Origin of the sequence: Streptomyces sp. NBC_01341 (assembly GCF_035946055.1) — a bacterium.
In the GTDB taxonomy this organism is placed as follows: Bacteria; Actinomycetota; Actinomycetes; order Streptomycetales; family Streptomycetaceae; genus Streptomyces.
The window spans coordinates 2,538,249-2,552,805 of sequence record NZ_CP108364.1; the positions used below are offsets into that span (position 1 = coordinate 2,538,249).

The 14,557-nt window shown below is 72.8% G+C and carries 13 protein-coding genes and 1 pseudogene; 10 read left to right on the forward strand and 4 right to left on the reverse strand.

What is annotated here, in order from left to right; all coding sequences use genetic code 11:
- Window positions 1–141: 141 nt before the first annotated feature.
- From OG206_RS10750 to OG206_RS10765, 4 genes are all read left to right on the forward strand, one after another.
- A complete protein-coding gene (locus tag OG206_RS10750) occupies window positions 142–927 on the forward strand; it encodes an SDR family NAD(P)-dependent oxidoreductase (RefSeq protein WP_327114712.1) in 786 nt (261 codons plus the stop codon).
- 78 nt (window positions 928–1,005) lie between these two features.
- On the forward strand, window positions 1,006–1,542 hold the full coding sequence (locus OG206_RS10755; protein ID WP_327114714.1) for a flavin reductase family protein: 537 nt from the start codon (window positions 1,006–1,008) through the stop codon (window positions 1,540–1,542).
- Window positions 1,539–2,468: an MBL fold metallo-hydrolase gene (locus tag OG206_RS10760; RefSeq protein ID WP_327114716.1), complete on the forward strand. Its 930-nt coding sequence runs from the start codon at window positions 1,539–1,541 to the stop codon at window positions 2,466–2,468. Before OG206_RS10755 ends, OG206_RS10760 begins: the two co-directional genes overlap by 4 nt.
- A gap of 39 nt (window positions 2,469–2,507) precedes the next feature.
- Entirely contained in the window at window positions 2,508–2,666 is a 159-nt protein-coding gene (locus OG206_RS10765) for a hypothetical protein (protein ID WP_327114718.1), read from the forward strand.
- Between the two features lie 95 nt (window positions 2,667–2,761).
- Here the strand turns inward: OG206_RS10765 and OG206_RS10770 are convergent, their stop codons facing one another.
- From OG206_RS10770 to glyA, 3 genes and pseudogenes are all read right to left on the reverse strand, one after another.
- The gene (locus OG206_RS10770; RefSeq protein WP_327114720.1) at window positions 2,762–3,220 is read right to left on the reverse strand and encodes a nuclear transport factor 2 family protein; all 459 of its coding nucleotides are present in this window, start codon (window positions 3,218–3,220) and stop codon (window positions 2,762–2,764) included.
- A gap of 151 nt (window positions 3,221–3,371) precedes the next feature.
- Window positions 3,372–4,571: a nuclease-related domain-containing protein gene (locus OG206_RS10775; protein ID WP_327114721.1), complete on the reverse strand. Its 1,200-nt coding sequence runs from the start codon at window positions 4,569–4,571 to the stop codon at window positions 3,372–3,374.
- A 166-nt stretch (window positions 4,572–4,737) separates the two neighbouring features.
- A pseudogene (gene glyA, locus OG206_RS10780) lies at window positions 4,738–5,169 on the reverse strand (serine hydroxymethyltransferase); the annotation flags it as partial.
- 140 nt (window positions 5,170–5,309) lie between these two features.
- Between glyA and OG206_RS10785 the strand changes: the two are divergent.
- Window positions 5,310–6,971, forward strand: coding sequence for a hypothetical protein (locus OG206_RS10785; RefSeq protein WP_327114723.1), 1,662 nt, complete (start codon window positions 5,310–5,312; stop codon window positions 6,969–6,971).
- Window positions 6,972–6,998: 27 nt separating this feature from the next.
- On the opposite strand, the gene ku is transcribed toward OG206_RS10785, so the two are convergent.
- Window positions 6,999–8,090 (reverse strand): non-homologous end joining protein Ku, encoded by a 1,092-nt coding sequence (gene ku, locus OG206_RS10790; protein ID WP_327114725.1) that lies wholly within the window; start codon window positions 8,088–8,090, stop codon window positions 6,999–7,001.
- A 59-nt stretch (window positions 8,091–8,149) separates the two neighbouring features.
- Here ku and ligD point away from each other — a divergent pair, with 59 nt between their 5' ends.
- The 5 genes from ligD to OG206_RS10815 all read left to right on the forward strand — a co-directional run bounded on the left by ligD (window position 8,150) and on the right by OG206_RS10815 (window position 14,550).
- Complete coding sequence (gene ligD / locus OG206_RS10795; RefSeq protein ID WP_327114727.1) at window positions 8,150–9,043, forward strand: non-homologous end-joining DNA ligase; 894 nt, start codon at window positions 8,150–8,152, stop codon at window positions 9,041–9,043.
- A 162-nt stretch (window positions 9,044–9,205) separates the two neighbouring features.
- The gene (locus tag OG206_RS10800) at window positions 9,206–11,335 is read left to right on the forward strand and encodes a PBS lyase (RefSeq protein WP_327114729.1); all 2,130 of its coding nucleotides are present in this window, start codon (window positions 9,206–9,208) and stop codon (window positions 11,333–11,335) included.
- Window positions 11,332–11,655 carry a zinc-ribbon domain-containing protein gene (locus OG206_RS10805; protein WP_327114731.1) on the forward strand — a complete coding sequence of 108 codons (324 nt, stop codon included), beginning with the start codon at window positions 11,332–11,334 and terminating at the stop codon, window positions 11,653–11,655. The genes OG206_RS10800 and OG206_RS10805 overlap by 4 nt, the downstream gene beginning before the upstream one ends.
- Before the next feature lie 82 nt (window positions 11,656–11,737).
- Window positions 11,738–13,096, forward strand: a complete 1,359-nt coding sequence (locus OG206_RS10810) for an FtsW/RodA/SpoVE family cell cycle protein (protein WP_327114733.1) — start codon at window positions 11,738–11,740, stop codon at window positions 13,094–13,096.
- The gene (locus tag OG206_RS10815; protein WP_327114736.1) at window positions 13,093–14,550 is read left to right on the forward strand and encodes a peptidoglycan D,D-transpeptidase FtsI family protein; all 1,458 of its coding nucleotides are present in this window, start codon (window positions 13,093–13,095) and stop codon (window positions 14,548–14,550) included. The genes OG206_RS10810 and OG206_RS10815 overlap by 4 nt, the downstream gene beginning before the upstream one ends.
- The last annotated feature ends 7 nt before the right edge of the window (window positions 14,551–14,557 follow it).

Here is a 14,557-nt window from a genome sequence, read left to right on the forward strand (position 1 = left end):
TTCCGCTAGGCCGTGTGTCGAGTTCGGCTCGAACAGGCGCCGTCCACCCCGGCTCCACCGCCGTCCGAGAACCCCGCAAGGAGACGGGCCCACCGTCGACCCAGCGTGGACCGGACCGAGACGAGCGATGGGGAGAGCACGATGACAGACACGGGACGACGAGTTGCCTTCGTCACCGGTGCGACCAGCGGGATCGGCCTCGCGGTGACCCAGCTGCTGGCCCGCCAGGGGGTCGCGGTGTTCGGGGTGGCGCGCAACGCCGAGAGCGTGAGCACCGTGGTCAAGGAGCTGCGCGAGGAGGGCCTGGAGGTGGCCGGGACCGTCTGTGACGTGACCTCTCTCGAACAGATCAAGGAGGCCGTGCGGGCCGCCGTGGCGGAGTACGGGCGCATCGACATCCTGGTCAACAACGCCGGCCGGGGCGGCGGCGGGGTGACCGCCGAGATCGAGGACTCCCTCTGGGACGACGTGATCGAGACGAACCTCAACGGCACCTTCCGTGTGACCCGCGAGGTCCTGAGCACCGGTCTCATGCGGGACGGCGACTGGGGTCGGATCATCAACATCGCCTCCACGGGCGGCAAGCAGGGCGTCGAGCTGGCCGCGCCGTACTCCGCGTCCAAGCACGGTGTCATCGGCTTCACCAAGGCCGTGGGCAAGGAGCTCGCCGCGACCGGCATCACCGTGAACGCCGTCTGCCCCGGCTATGTGGAGACCCCGATGGCGCAACGCGTGCGCCAGGGCTACGCGGGTCACTACGGGGTCAGCGAGCAGGAGATCCAGGACAAGTTCAACTCCAAGATCCCGCTGGGGCGTTACTCGACCCCCGAGGAGGTCGCCGGCCTGGTCGGCTACCTGGCCTCCGACACCGCCGCGTCCATCACCGCGCAGGCGCTGAACGTCTGCGGCGGCCTCGGAAACTACTGACGCGGACGCCCCCGCGGGCAGTCCGGCAACCACCGACCACGACGCCCTGTTGGCACGGGCGGAATCGGAGTATCTGACATGACCGCTGTGACCGCCGGCGCGCTGCTGGCCGAGCCCGACGTGGCCTCCTTCCGCGCCGCGATGGGCCGTTTCCCGACGGGCGTCACGCTGCTCACCCAGGGAAGCGGCGACGGCACCATCGTGATGACCCTCAACAGCCTGACCTCGGTGTCGCTCGACCCCATGCTGATCCTGGTGTCCGTGAAGGCGGACGGCCGCATGCGGCCGCGGATCTCGCGCGCCGGGAGTTTCGCGGTGAACGTCCTGACCGAGTCGCAGCGCGACCTGGCACAGGAGTTCTGCCGCCCCGACCGCTCGGAGGGCCGGGAGGCGATGCTGCGGCTCTCCGCCGAGGAGGGCGTCACGGGCAACGCGGTGCTCCCCGACGCGGAGGCGGCGTTCGAGTGCGTGCTGGACGCGGAGTACGCCGCCGGGGACCACACGCTCCTCGTCGGCCGGGTCGTCGCTCTGTCCGGTGGCCTGCCGGCCCCCGACCCGCTCCTCTTCCACCAGGGCCGCTTCGGCCGCCTGCCCGCCGCGGAGGCCGCCGCATGAGCACGGCCACCGCTGCGGGCATCGCACCGCCCGGCTCGCTGCTGCCGGTCGCCGACGGGGTGTACGCGTTCGTCCAGCCCGAAGGCGGCTGGTGCCTGAACAACGCCGGCCTGGTCGCCGGCCGGGACTCCGCCGTCCTCGTGGACACGGCGGCGACGGAGTCCCGCACCCGGCGGCTCCGCGAGGAGGTGGCCCGCGTCGTGCCGGGCGGGCCGGACCATGTCGTCAACACGCACTTCCACGGCGACCACACCTTCGGCAACGGGCAGTTCGCCCCGCGCGCGGTGATCGTGGCCCACGAGGGGACCAGGTCCGACACGGCGGAGGCCGGCCTCGGTCTGCGTCACCTGTGGCCCGGCGTGGAATGGGGCGAGACCCCTCTGACCCTGCCCACGCTCACCTTCCGCGACGAACTCACCCTGCACCACGGGGACATCCGCACCGAGCTGTTGCACGTGGGACCCGCCCATACGGCGAACGACGTCGTGGCGTGGGTGCCGGAGCGGTCCGTCCTGTTCACCGGCGACGTGGTCTGGTCGGGGGTGACGCCGTACATCCTGATGGGCTCCGTGACCGGTTCGCTGGAGGCCCTGGACCGGCTGCGGGCACTGGAGCCCGCGGTGGTGGTCCCCGGCCACGGTCCGGTCGGGGGCCCCGAGCTGATCGACGCCACCCGGGCCTACCTCGTCCGGGTGCGGGAGCTGGCCGTGGACGGCCTGCGGCGGGGCGTGGCCCCGCTGCGGGCCGCGCGGGAGGCGGACCTCGGGGAGTTCGGCGGTCTGCTGGACCCCGAACGGCTGGTCGGCAACCTGCACCGCGCCTACGCGGAACTGGAGGGCCTCGCCCCGGGTGCCCGCATCGACGTGGCCGCCTCGTTCAAGGAGATGGTCGCCTACAACGGCGGGCTGCCGGCCTGCCACGCGTGATCGCACACACCGCACATCTCGAAGAAGGAGGACTCGTCGATGGAGACGATGCTGCTGGACCGCGAGACGGTGGAGCCACCGCCCGTGACCCTTCCCGCCCTTCCCCTCGCCGCCGTACCCCTGTGGGTGCCGTTGCTGCTGGCCGGGGACCCCGACGACGACGGGAGCGAGCCGCACATCTGCCGGGGCATCGACTGAACGGCCGCCGGACACCACCCGGCACGTGGACGAGGGGCCCTGCGCGCAGGGCCCCTCGTCCACGTGCCGGGTGGTGGACCGAACGGAAGAACCGCTCAGACGGCGGGCGGGGCCACCGGGGTGTCACGGTGGATGACCCTCGACCGGGTCAGCAGCCCGCCGTCGCGGCGCACCAGCACGTCGTCCACGGTGAACGTCGGCTGGAAGGCGACCTTGCCCTCGCGGTCGGTCTGCGTGACCAGCGTGTAGTACGAGACGCGCAGGACGTCCGCGTCCGTCGCGTCGGGCTCGATGATCAGGTGGCCGAACCAGTGGCGTACGGCGATGTCCTGGTAGCGGGGCAGGCTGGCCCGCATCCCGGCGATCATCTCCGCCCGGCCGCTCTGGCGGTGCCCGCCCGCGTGCACGACCTCCCCGTCGTCCGTGAACGTGTCGGCGAACCCCTCGATGTCGAGGGCGTCGACCCGTCGCATCTGCTGGGCGTAGAAGGTCTGCACCTCCGCGTACAGGTCACCCGTGACCTGCTGACGGAGGGTCCCGACCGGCTGAGACATGGCGAACTCCCTTCGCGGCGGAGGCCCTCACGGCTGCCCGCCATGAACACCAGCCTGCCGGGGACGGCTGCAGTACCGCTGGAGAGGCGCTCGTGATCGCGCGGCGGAACGGACGGCCGAACGGGCGGACGCGAACGCCGTCGGGGCGGGCTCACGCGTCCCGCCAGGCCTCCCTGTTCCGCGCGACGTCGTAGACCCGCTCGACCTGTGTGGCGGTGAGCACCCCCGTCAGCGGGGCGAGGGCGGACAGCTGGCGCTCCCGGCAGACCCGGACACCGGCGGGGGTGGCGACGACCTCGAGCTCGGTGACCCCGGTGAACACGAGCACGGTCCGAACGGGTACGCCGAAGGCGCAGTGGCTCTGGAGCACCGCCCTCGCGCACCGGGCACCGGGACGGTCGTCGAGCGCGAAGGGCCGGGGTTCGCCGTCCCCGGTCCGCAGGGTCCCGTCGGCGATGCGTACGGACGCCCCTGGGTGGTGCTCGGTACTCACGGTGAACACGCCGCCCGGCCCGATGAGCAGGTGCCCGATCCAGGTACCGTCGGGCAGCGGCACGGAGTGCAGGACCCGCCAGCCGTGCCGGGTCAGGCGCCGGAGTTCGGACCCGACCCGCCGCTCCCCCGCCAGTGCGGTCCGGCGCGGGTCGGCCTCCCTGTGCAGCCGCAGGGCGCCGGTGGCCGCCCGCACGAGGGTGCCGGCGGCTGACTCGCCGAGCTGTTCGCGGAGTTCCTCACCGGCCCGCCGGGCGGCGAGGTCGTTCGCGGGCGTCAGGGCGGGCAGCAGCGCGGCCCGCCTCCCGGCCTCCTGCTCCTGCTCCTGCTCCTGCTCCTGCTCCTGCTCCTGCTCCTGCTCCTGCTCCTGCTCCTGCTCCTGCTGACCCTCGGGGACGGCGGGTGAGAGGTCCGGCGGCATCTCCGGTGCGGGCACGTCCTGTTGCGCCGCCTCCGGACCGGGAGCCGTCGCCGCCTCCGGGCCGGACGCGGGCGGACCGGACGCGTGGCCGGCCTCCGCCACGGCCTCCCCGCCCGTATCCCCGCCCGCGCCCCCGTCCCGGTCGGCGCCGGGCGCGACCGCCCGCTTCCGCATCCCGCGCATGGGCGGGATGCGCGGGACCTGCGGAGGGGTCCGCGGTGCCGGCGGGCCGGCCGGTGCGTCCTCGCCGACGAGGGCCGGCATGTCCGGGACCTGACGGGCGAGTGCGTCCAGCACGGCGTCGCGGTAGCGCGGGTGCAGCACCGTGATGGTGCCGTTGCCCAGATCCGCCCAGCCGATCGCGGTGCCGTCCGGAAGATTCACGTAGAGCCGGTCGTGCCCGAAGAGCTGCCATGACGTGACCTTGAGATCCTGCATCGTGCCCCCTCTGTTCACCGCTCCGGCATCCTGTCTCCCCCAGCCTGTACGGCGGTCCGGCCGTCGGACAGGGCGCAGAGCGGGCGCGCGGAATCGGGAGCACGGCATTCCGGAGCCGGCCCGGGGGCCGCAACGCCCCGGACCGGCTCCGGCCGCCCGGTCGGACCAGGGGGAGACCCGGCGCCGGATAGGCGTCCATCATGGCCTTCACTTCGCCCCTGACCTTGGAAACGGCCGCTTCGTCACCTGTACGTGCGGCTTCGACCACAAGATCGATCCACTGCGCGACCGCGCCCGTCTCGGACGCGGGGATGCCGCGGGAGGTGAGCGCCGGGGTGCCGATGCGGATCCCGGACGGGTCGAAGGGCTTACGGGGGTCGTACGGCACGGTGTGGTGGTTGACGACGATCCCCGCCCGGTCGAGCGCCTTGGCCACGACCTTGCCGGAGACCCCCTTGGCCGTGAGGTCGGCCAGCAGCACGTGGTTGTCCGTGCCGCCGGAGACGAGGTCGAAGCCGCGCGCCGCGAGTTCCTCGCCCAGCGCACGTGCGTTGGCGGCCACCTCGCGGGCGTACGCGGCGAATTCGGCTCCGGCCGCCCCGTGTCACGGCGGACGCCGTACGCGCCAGTCGCGGCAATCCGCACTTTACTGTGCGGACGGCCGGAAGCACGCGTGAACAGGGACGAAAGTGGGCAGCTACCCCGGGACCTGACGGGATTCGACGGTGGGGGACCGTAATGGAGTCGCGCGATCAGTCGGACATGCCCGAACACGGGCCCGGACCGTGGTCCGCCGCCCGGGACGGCCGGGGAGACGTGGAGCCGCCGCCTCCCCCGTCCCGGCCCCCGACGGCCGTACCGCCGCCCCCCGGGGCCCCGCTCCGCGCCGTCGCCGCGGGACTGCTCAGCCTCTCCGGACTGGGGCTGGGCCACGTCCTGGTGCGCCGCTGGGGCAGGGCGGCGGTGAGCTGGGCGGCGACCGCCGCGTTCCTCCTGGTGGCGCTGCCCGCGGATCCGGACGGCGTTCCCGCGCTCCTCGTGGCCGTCTACGTCCTGCTGCTCGTCCTCGCGGGCGCCGACGCGGCCCGCATCGCACTGCGCACGGAGTTCGGAGGGTGGCCCCGGCCGGCACTGGCGGCGGTGGTCGGGCTGGCCCTGCTCGCCGTCCCGGTCGCCGCGACGTCGGCATACGGCTCGGCGAGGGACGAGGCGAGGGAACAGGAGTTGCTCGACCGCCTGAGGGAGGGCGACGAGCTGGTCACGAAGGCCGCGAAGAACTCGTTCGCCCTCTCCGGGCCCGACTACCGCTACGCGCTCACGCTCTACCGCGAACTGGGGGAGGACCACCCCGGCTCGCGGGCGGCCGCCCTGGTGCCCGAGCGCCTGGAGGCCTACTACACCGCGATCTCCACCCCGTACCGCGCGAAGGACTACTGCGCGGCGATCGACCCGCTGACGTTTCTGCGGACCCTGCCCGACACGGTGGACCGGAAGCTGCTCGGCGACCTCCCCGGCAGGGCCGACGCGCCGCTGGCCGAGTCCCTGTACGCGTGCGGTGTCTCGCGTCTGAACGGTTCGGGGACGGAGTCCGGCGGCACGGAACTGACCGCCCTGCTGCGCACGTTCCCCGATTCCGCCCAGGCCGGACAGGTGGGTCCGGCGGTCAGCGGGAAGATCCGGCAGCAGGTGGCGGACCTGAAGGGCGAGGACCCGTGCGCCGTCACCGACGGACTGCGCCGCACGAGCACGCTGGTCGCCGGTCTTCCCGGGACGTCCTCGCCCGCCCTGAGTACGCAGGCGGCCGCGGGGGTCCGCGACGGTGTGTACGCCTGCGGGGTCGACGAGTTCGAGGACGGCAGGTTCAGCGAGGCGCGGCAGACCCTGACGGACTTCGCGGACGCCTACACGGGCGACCGACGCCGGGGGCACGCCGAGGACATCGCCGTCGCCGCCGAGATAGCGGAGGTCCGCCCGGCGGCCGGCAAGCGGCTGCCGCCGTCGGGCGGGGCCGGGGGCACCCGCATGGAACTCGTCATCAGCAACGACGCCCCCAACGGCGTGGAGGTGCTGTACACCGGCCCGGTCACCGGCACGGTGAACCTGAAGCCGTGCGGAAGCTGCGACCGGTACAGCAGCGAGGCCACCGGAGCGGCCCGCGCCTGCCGGGCGAGCGGGACGTCGTACCCGAAGGCCAGGCTGCGGCTCCCGGCGGGCGAGTACCACTTCCTGTACAAGCACGACACGGGCGCGTCGACCGAGGTGGACAGCTACGCATCCGGTTCCAAGGTCAAGCCGGGCTACTCGTACACGAGTTGCACGTACGTCATCGAGAGGGACAGGTACGGGCTGGACCTGCCGTCGCTCCCGGACCCGCTGAAACCGGCGTCGCTGGTCCGCTGACGGGGGCGCCTGACCCGACGGCTCGGCTCAGGCCGGCGAACGCTTCCGGGTGCCCGCGGCGGTCTTCTCCGCCGCGGCCCCGGTCGTCGTCTTCTTCCGCGCCGTCTTGGGGGCCGCCTTCTCGGCCGGGGCCTTCTTCGCCGTCGTCCGTCCGGTGGCCGCCTTCTTCGCCGGGGCCTTCTTCGTCGCGGACTTCTTCGCCGCGGACTTCGCGGGTGCGGTCCCCTTCCGTGCGCCCCCGCCCTGCGCCGCCTTCTTCCCGGCCGTGCCGCCGGCCCCGCCCGGACGGGGAGTCCGGCCCTCTATCGGGTGGACGTCGGCGTGCTTGCCGTCCTCCCGCTCCCCCTTGGACTCCTCGGCCGCCCGCACACTGTTCTCCAGCGCCGCCATCAGGTCGATCACCTTGCCGCCGGTCTCCTCGGCCTCCTCCTCCGCGACGGGTTCACCGGCGGCCTTCGCCGCGACGAGCTCCTCGACCGCCTCGCGGTAGTCGTCGTGGAGCGTGTCGAGGTCGGCCTCCCCGAGCGTGTTCATCAGGGCGTCGGCCAGGTCGAGTTCGGCGTCGCGGATCTTGACCCCGGAGTCCGGCGCGACATCCTCGGGGGCACGGATCTCGTCCGGCCAGAGCAGGCCGTGCATCGCGATCACGTCACCGGTCACCCGCAGCATGCCGAGGCGCTCCCGGCCGCGGAGCGCGTACTTCGCCACGGCCACCTTCCCGCTGCGCCTCAGCGCCTCGCGCAGCAGGGCGTAGGGCTTGGAGGCGGGGACCCCGTTGGCCTGGAGGTAGTAGGCGGAGTCCAGCTGGAGGGGATCGATCGCCGACGAGGGTACGAACCCCTCGATCTCGATGGTCTTGGCGGTGGGGAGCGGGAGCGAGGCGAGGTCCTCGTCGGTCACGGGGATCACCGTGCCGTCCTCCCCCTCGAAGGCCTTGACCGTCTCGGAGGCGGGGACCTCCTCCTCGTCCAGCTCGCACACCTTGCGGTACCGGATGCGGCCGCCGTCGGAGAGGTGGATCTGCCGGAAGGAGATGGCGTGGTTCTCCGTGGCGTTCATGAGCTTGACGGGGATGCTGACCAGTCCGAAGGAAATGGCGCCGTTCCAGATGGACCTCACCGTTCACCCCTTACGCCCGCACTGACCGCATCGGTACGATTTCGTGTGATTCTTATCGTATGACGCCGATCACGGAGGTGGAGGGGCGGCGCCTGGCGCTCAGCAACCTCGACAAGGTGCTGTACCCGGCGACCGGGACCACCAAGGGCGAGGTGCTGCACTACTACGCGGCCACGGCGGCGGACGCGATGCTCCCGCACCTGCGGGGCCGCCCGCTGTCCTTCCTCAGATATCCGGACGGACCCGAGGGGCTGCGCTTCTTCACCAAGAATCCACCGCCGGGTACACCCGACTGGGTGCGTACGGCCCCAGTCCCCCGCCACGACGAGCCGGAGGCCCGCCAGGTGCTCGTGGAGGACCTGCCCTCGCTGGTGTGGGCGGCCAACCTGGTGGTCGAGTTCCACACCCACCAGTGGCGGCAGGACTCCCCCGCGCGCGCCGATCTGATGGTGTTCGACCTCGATCCCGGACCGCCCGCGAGCATCCTCGAATGCCGCACGGTCGCCCTCTGGCTGCGCGAGCGGCTGGCCGCCGACGGGCTGTCCTCGTACGGGAAGACCTCCGGCTCCAAGGGACTGCATCTGCTCGTTCCTCTGGAGCCCACACCCTCCGAGGAGGTCACGGCGTACGCGAAGGGCCTGGCCGTCGAGGCGCGGGGCGCCCTGCCCGAGCTGGCCGTGTACCGGATGACCCGGGCGCTCCGGCCCGGGAAGGTGTTCGTGGACTTCAGCCAGAACGCCGCCGCGAAGACCACCGCCGCCCCGTACACCCTGCGCGCGAAGGGCCGCCCGACCGTCTCCGCGCCCGTCACCTGGGACGAGATCGAGGCGTGCGGGGACCCGGACGAGCTGGTGTTCCTGGCCGGCGACATGCCCGCACGGCTGGACCGGTACGGCGATCTGCTCGGCCCGCTGAACGATCCGGGGCAGGCCCGGCCCCTGCCCGGCGACTGAGGGGAGCAGAACGCACACAGCCTGTTCACAGCCCCGGCGGGTGCGGCGGGGAAAGGCCGCAAGTGAGGGGTGGACTGTCCTGGCGGTGGTGCACACTCTGCCCAGACGCTGCTTCTCGGACTCGGTTCCGGGAGCGGAGAAAAAACACGGGGAGGGTGTGGCGTGTTCGCGGGGATCGACGAGGTCGACTGGGCCTCGATGGAGCATGCCTACGGCCCGGCGGACGACGTGCCGGGCCTCCTCCACGGGCTCGCGTCGGCCGATCCGGCGGAGCGGGAGAGCGCGCTGGACGGGATGTACGGCGCGGTGCACCACCAGGGCGACGTGTACGCCTGCACCCTCGCCTGCATCCCCTTCCTCTTCGAGCTGGCCGCGCATCCGGGGATACGCGACCGGGGCGGCATAGTCGAGCTGCTCACGAGCATCGGCGGCATCGACCTGGACGAGACCGACGAGGACGACCTGGCCGAGCTGGACGAGGACGAGATCGAGGGAGTCGCGAACTACGCGATGGCGGCGGCCGCCGTCTCCGCCGGCTCCTCGGTGTTCTTCGAGCTGGTCGCCGACGAGGACCCCGGGGTGCGTCTCGCGGCCCCGCTGGCCCTCGCCACGCTGCACGGCCGGCCGGTGCGGGTGCTCGCCCTGCTGCGGGAGCGGCTCCCGGTGGAGACGGACGACGAGGTGCGGCTCGCGCTCGTCGAGGCCGCCGGCCGGGTCGCGCTGCGCCACCGGCCGCTCGCGGGGCAGGCGGCGGACTGGCTGAGCAGGCTCGCCGCCGAGGCCTACCCGCCGGGGTTGCGACTCGCGGCCCTCGCCCAGCTGGCCAGATGTGCCCCGGACGCGCTGCCCGGCGATGTCGTTCGGGTGGTCTCGGGGCTGCTGCGTGAGCTGCGTTCCCGGCCCGCCGCCCCGGAGCCGTCGCCCTCGCCCGCGCCGGGCGCGGACGACGCGGCGGGCGACCGGACCACCGCGCCCACGCTGGTGGGACAGCTGCGGGCGCTGTCCGCCGAGGAGTCCGCGGGCCGCAGCACCCCGTGGGCCGCCGACCTGCTGCGGACCCTGCACAGCGGCCTGGACGACCGGGTAGCGGACCGCACGGCGCTGCTGGCGGACCAGTTGGGCAGCCCGGACCCCTGGCAGCGCATCGACGCCGTACGGATGAGCGGCGGGCTGATGCGGGCCTGGCGCGGTTCGTACGACGAACTGGTGCGGCTGGTGGGTGTGCAGCTGGCCGATCCGGAGCCGCGCCTCGCCGACGCCGCCTCGCACGTGCTGGAGGAGCTCTTCGCCCTGGCCGCACCGGCGGCCGACGCCCTGGCCGCGCGGGTGGCGGCGGATCCGGGGTCCTGGGTGAAGGAGTGGGCGAGCGGGCCGCCCGGCCTCGGCTCGTCGGTGAAGGCGCTGGCCAGGCTCGGCGACGCCCGGGTCCTGCCCGCGCTCGCGGCGGCGCTGGAACGGCCGGAGGTCCCGCACGACGTGGGCTTCGCGATCGGTCACCTCGGGGCGGCGGCGGCGCCGCTGGCCGGGGTGCTGCGACGCAGGCTGGGCGAGCTCGGCCTGGACGAGGGTGCCTACGACCGGGCGAGTCCGCTGCTCGGCGGGCTGACCGCCCTGCGGGCGGGCGAGGCCGCCCCGGAGGTGCTGCGGGTGCTGCGGGGGGCTCCCGAGTACCGGGGGGAGTGGCTGCGCACGGCCGCACTGCGGGCGCTGGGTTCGTTCGGCCCCGATGCGGAGTGCGCCGTGCCCGAGCTGCGCCGTCTGATCGCCCGGCCGGGCACCGCGGCCGCGACGGAGGCGGCCGAGGCCCTGTGGGCGGTCACCGGGGACACCCGGGCCGTGCTTCCGGTGCTGGCGGAGGGTCTGCGCACCGAGCAGGTGCACGACGCCCGGGCGGCGGCGAGCGCGCTGGGGGCCCTGGGCAGGAGCGCCGGGGTGGTGGCGCCGCGGCTGCGGGCCCTGCTGGAGCACGACGAGCTGTGGCTGCGCGTCGAGGCGGCGATCGCGTTGTGGAAGGTCTCGGGCCGGACCGGTGACGTGGTGCCGGTGCTGCTCTCGGCCTGGGAGAGGAACCGTCACGCCAGAGTCCGGGTCGCGGAATGCCTGGCGCGGATGGGGCCCGCTGGGGCAGGGTCGGACGCGACGCGGGTGCTGCGTGCGGAGCTCCACTCCGTACGCCGCCACAACGCGATGGACGGCGGCTACGGCAGTCACGACACTCTTGAGGACGAGAAGCTGCTGGCGCTCTGCCGGCGGGCACTTCGGGAAGACACGGGGAAGGGATCCACATCATGATCATTTTCGGTACCAAGGGCTACCTCTACCAGTTGGCGGTCCTGACGATGGTGTGCGGCTGGTGCGGGAACCCCGCCGCGCACACCCTGCGCAAGCGGGTCACCAAGTTCACGCTGTTCTTCGTCCCGCTGTTCCCCTTCTCCACGAAGTACGCGACCCAGTGCACCTTCTGCGGCGGGGAGCGGAAGATACCGAAGGAGCAGGCCGACCAGCTTCTGGCCCAGGCGGCGCACGGCGGGCAGGACGGCAATCCGTACGGCGCGGCGCAGCAGCAGCCCGGTTTCGCGCCTCCTCCCGGCCAGAACCCGTACCAGCACTGAGCCCGGCCCCGTGCGCCCGCCGACGGGTGTCACGAAGCTGACATAAGGGAAATAACACCCGGCGCTTGCTACGTTGCGGGGCATGACCGCAACGACGGCGGAGGCACGACCGCCCGAGCTACGCCTGCCCAAGCGGCGCGGCGTGGAGCTCTCGCTCCTGATCGGGGCCGTGCTCATCTCCGTCTACGGCTACGCGGCCGTCGGCCTCGCCCGGAACGACGCCGTACCCCCCGATGTCGCCGGGTACGGCGCCGGTCTCGGCCTCCTCGCCCTGCTCGCCCATCTCGCGGTCCGCTTCCGTGCGCCCTTCGCCGATCCGCTGCTGCTGCCCATCGCGGTCCTGCTGAACGGGCTCGGCCTGGTGCTGATCTACCGTCTCGACCTGGAGACACCCAGGAACCAGGCGGCGACGACCCAGCTGATCTGGTCGACGCTCGGCGTCGCCTTCTTCATCGCCGTGGTCGTCGTCCTGCGCGACCACCGGGTGCTCCAGCGCTACGCCTATCTGTCGGTCGCGGTGGCGCTGGTGCTGTTGATCGTCCCGATCTTCTTCCCCGCGGTGAACGGCGCGAAGATCTGGATCCGGATCGGCGGACTCTCCTTCCAGCCCGGCGAGTTCGCCAAGATCCTGCTCGCCGTGTTCTTCGCCGCCTACCTTGCGGCGAACCGCAACGCGCTGGCGTACACCGGCCGCAGGGTCTGGAAGCTCCAGCTCCCCACCGGCCGGGTCCTGGGCCCGATCGTCGCGATCTGGCTGCTCAGCGTCGGCGTGCTCGTCCTCGAACGGGACCTCGGCACCTCGCTCCTCTTCTTCGGCCTGTTCGTGATCCTGCTGTACGTCGCCACCGGCCGTACCGGATGGATCGCCGTCGGCCTGCTGCTCGCCGCCGCAGGCGCCTTCGTCGTCGGCTCGTTCGAACCCCATGTGCACAGCCGCGTGGAGGACTGGCTGAACCCGTACGCCACGATCGAGGCCGGGCAGGGGCCGAGCCAGCTCGCCCAGTCCCTCTTCGCGTTCGCCGCAGGCGGGCTGTTCGGCACCGGGCTGGGGCTCGGGCACTCCATCCTCATCGGCTTCGCGGCCAAGTCCGACTTCATCCTGGCGACCGCGGGCGAGGAGCTCGGCCTGGCCGGCCTCACCGCGGTCTTCCTGCTGTACGCGCTGCTCGTGGCCCGCGGCTTCCGGGCCGGCCTGGCTCTGCGGGACCCCTTCGGACGGCTGCTGTCCATCGGCCTCGCCTCGATCCTGGCACTCCAGGTCTTCGTCATCGCGGGCGGGGTGATGGGGCTGATCCCGTTGACCGGGATGGCGATGCCGTTCCTGGCCCAGGGCGGTTCGTCGGTCGTCACCAACTGGATCATCGTGGCCCTGCTGATCCGGGTCAGCGACGTGGCACGCACCCCCGACCCCGATGCCGCCGCCGAGCGGGAGGAACCGTGATCCGCTACATCCGGCGGGCCGCCGGATTCTGCCTGCTCCTGCTCGTGGCCCTCCTCGCGAACGCCGCCCGCGTCCAGATCTTCGAGGCGGACGAGCTCAACTCCAACTCCGCCAACCGCCGCACCACCATCGACCGTTACGACCGGCCGCGCGGCAACATCCTGGTCGGCGACGAATCCGTCACGGGTTCCCGGGACACCGGGGAACAGCTCGCGTACGAACGCACCTACCGCCACGGCCCGCTGTACGCACCCGTGACCGGCTACGCCTCGCAGACCTACGGCACGACGCTGCTGGAGAACGCCGAGGACGGCATCCTCTCCGGGACCGACCCGATCCTCGCCCCGCTCCCGCTGTGGGGCGACGTCACCCGAAGCCGGCAGCCGGGCGGAGACGTCGTGACCACCATCGACGCCTCGGCACAGCGGGCCGCGTACGAGGGGCTGGACGGCCGGCGCGGGGCGGTCGCGGCGCTGGACCCGGCCACGGGCCGCATCCTGGCCCTCGTCACCTCCCCCTCGTACGACCCCGAGGTGCTCTCCGGCACCGGGTCGTCCGTCACCGACGCCTGGACCCGGCTCAACCGCGCGCCGGGCCAGCCGCTGCTCAACCGCGCCATCCGGGAGACCTATCCGCCCGGCTCCACCTTCAAGATCGTGACTGCGGCGGCGGCGCTGGACGCGCGGGTGGTCACCGATCCGGACGCCGACACGGACACCCCGTCCCCGTACGTCCTGCCCGGCACGTCCACCGTGCTGCCCGACGAGGCACGGGGCTGCCGGAAGGCGTCCCTGGCGGAGGCGATCCGGGTGTCCTGCAACACCGTGATGGCGCACCTCGGCGTCGAGGTGGGGCTGGAGGGGATGCTGGAGGCGGTGGGCAGGTTCGGGTTCAACGACAACGACCTCAAGATCCCCTCCCGGGTGGCCCGCAGCAACTTCGACTCGGACATGACGGACGACCAGCTGGCCCTGTCCTCCATCGGCCAGTTCGACACGGCGGCGACCCCCCTCCAGATGGCGATGGTCGCCTCGGCCGTGGCCAACGGCGGCGAACTCATGCGCCCCCGGCTGGTGGACCGGGTGACCACCGACGACGGCGACACGGTCCGGCAGCCGGGCAACGAGTCGTACCACCGTGCGATGAACCCGGCCACGGCCCAGCAGCTCCAGCGGATGATGGTCGACGTCGTGGAGAACGGGACGGGGACGAACGGGGCCATCGACGGGGTGACGGTCGGCGGCAAGACAGGCACCGCCCAGCACGGCGTCGGCAACTCGGGGATCCCCTACGCCTGGTTCATCTCCTGGGCGCAGGCACCGGACTCCGGCCGGCCGGCGGTCGCCGTCGCTGTGGTCGTGGAGGACGCGTCGGCGGTCCGGGCCGATGTCAGCGGCGGCGGCGACGCCGCGCCTATCGCCCGGGCGGTGATGGAGGCGGCCCTGGAGGACTGAGACTGGA

Excerpts from the sequence above, each read along its gene's own strand:
- OG206_RS10750 (WP_327114712.1), top strand. The coding sequence starts at position 142 with ATGACAGACACGGGACGACGAGTTGCCTTCGTCACCGGTGCGACCAGC.
- OG206_RS10755 (WP_327114714.1), top strand. The coding sequence starts at position 1,006 with ATGACCGCTGTGACCGCCGGCGCGCTGCTGGCCGAGCCCGACGTGGCC.
- OG206_RS10760 (WP_327114716.1), top strand. The coding sequence starts at position 1,539 with ATGAGCACGGCCACCGCTGCGGGCATCGCACCGCCCGGCTCGCTGCTG.
- OG206_RS10765 (WP_327114718.1), top strand. The coding sequence starts at position 2,508 with ATGGAGACGATGCTGCTGGACCGCGAGACGGTGGAGCCACCGCCCGTG.
- OG206_RS10770 (WP_327114720.1), bottom strand. The coding sequence starts at position 3,220 with ATGTCTCAGCCGGTCGGGACCCTCCGTCAGCAGGTCACGGGTGACCTG.
- OG206_RS10775 (WP_327114721.1), bottom strand. The coding sequence starts at position 4,571 with ATGCAGGATCTCAAGGTCACGTCATGGCAGCTCTTCGGGCACGACCGG.
- OG206_RS10785 (WP_327114723.1), top strand. The coding sequence starts at position 5,310 with ATGGAGTCGCGCGATCAGTCGGACATGCCCGAACACGGGCCCGGACCG.
- ligD (WP_327114727.1), top strand. The coding sequence starts at position 8,150 with ATGACGCCGATCACGGAGGTGGAGGGGCGGCGCCTGGCGCTCAGCAAC.
- OG206_RS10805 (WP_327114731.1), top strand. The coding sequence starts at position 11,332 with ATGATCATTTTCGGTACCAAGGGCTACCTCTACCAGTTGGCGGTCCTG.
- OG206_RS10810 (WP_327114733.1), top strand. The coding sequence starts at position 11,738 with ATGACCGCAACGACGGCGGAGGCACGACCGCCCGAGCTACGCCTGCCC.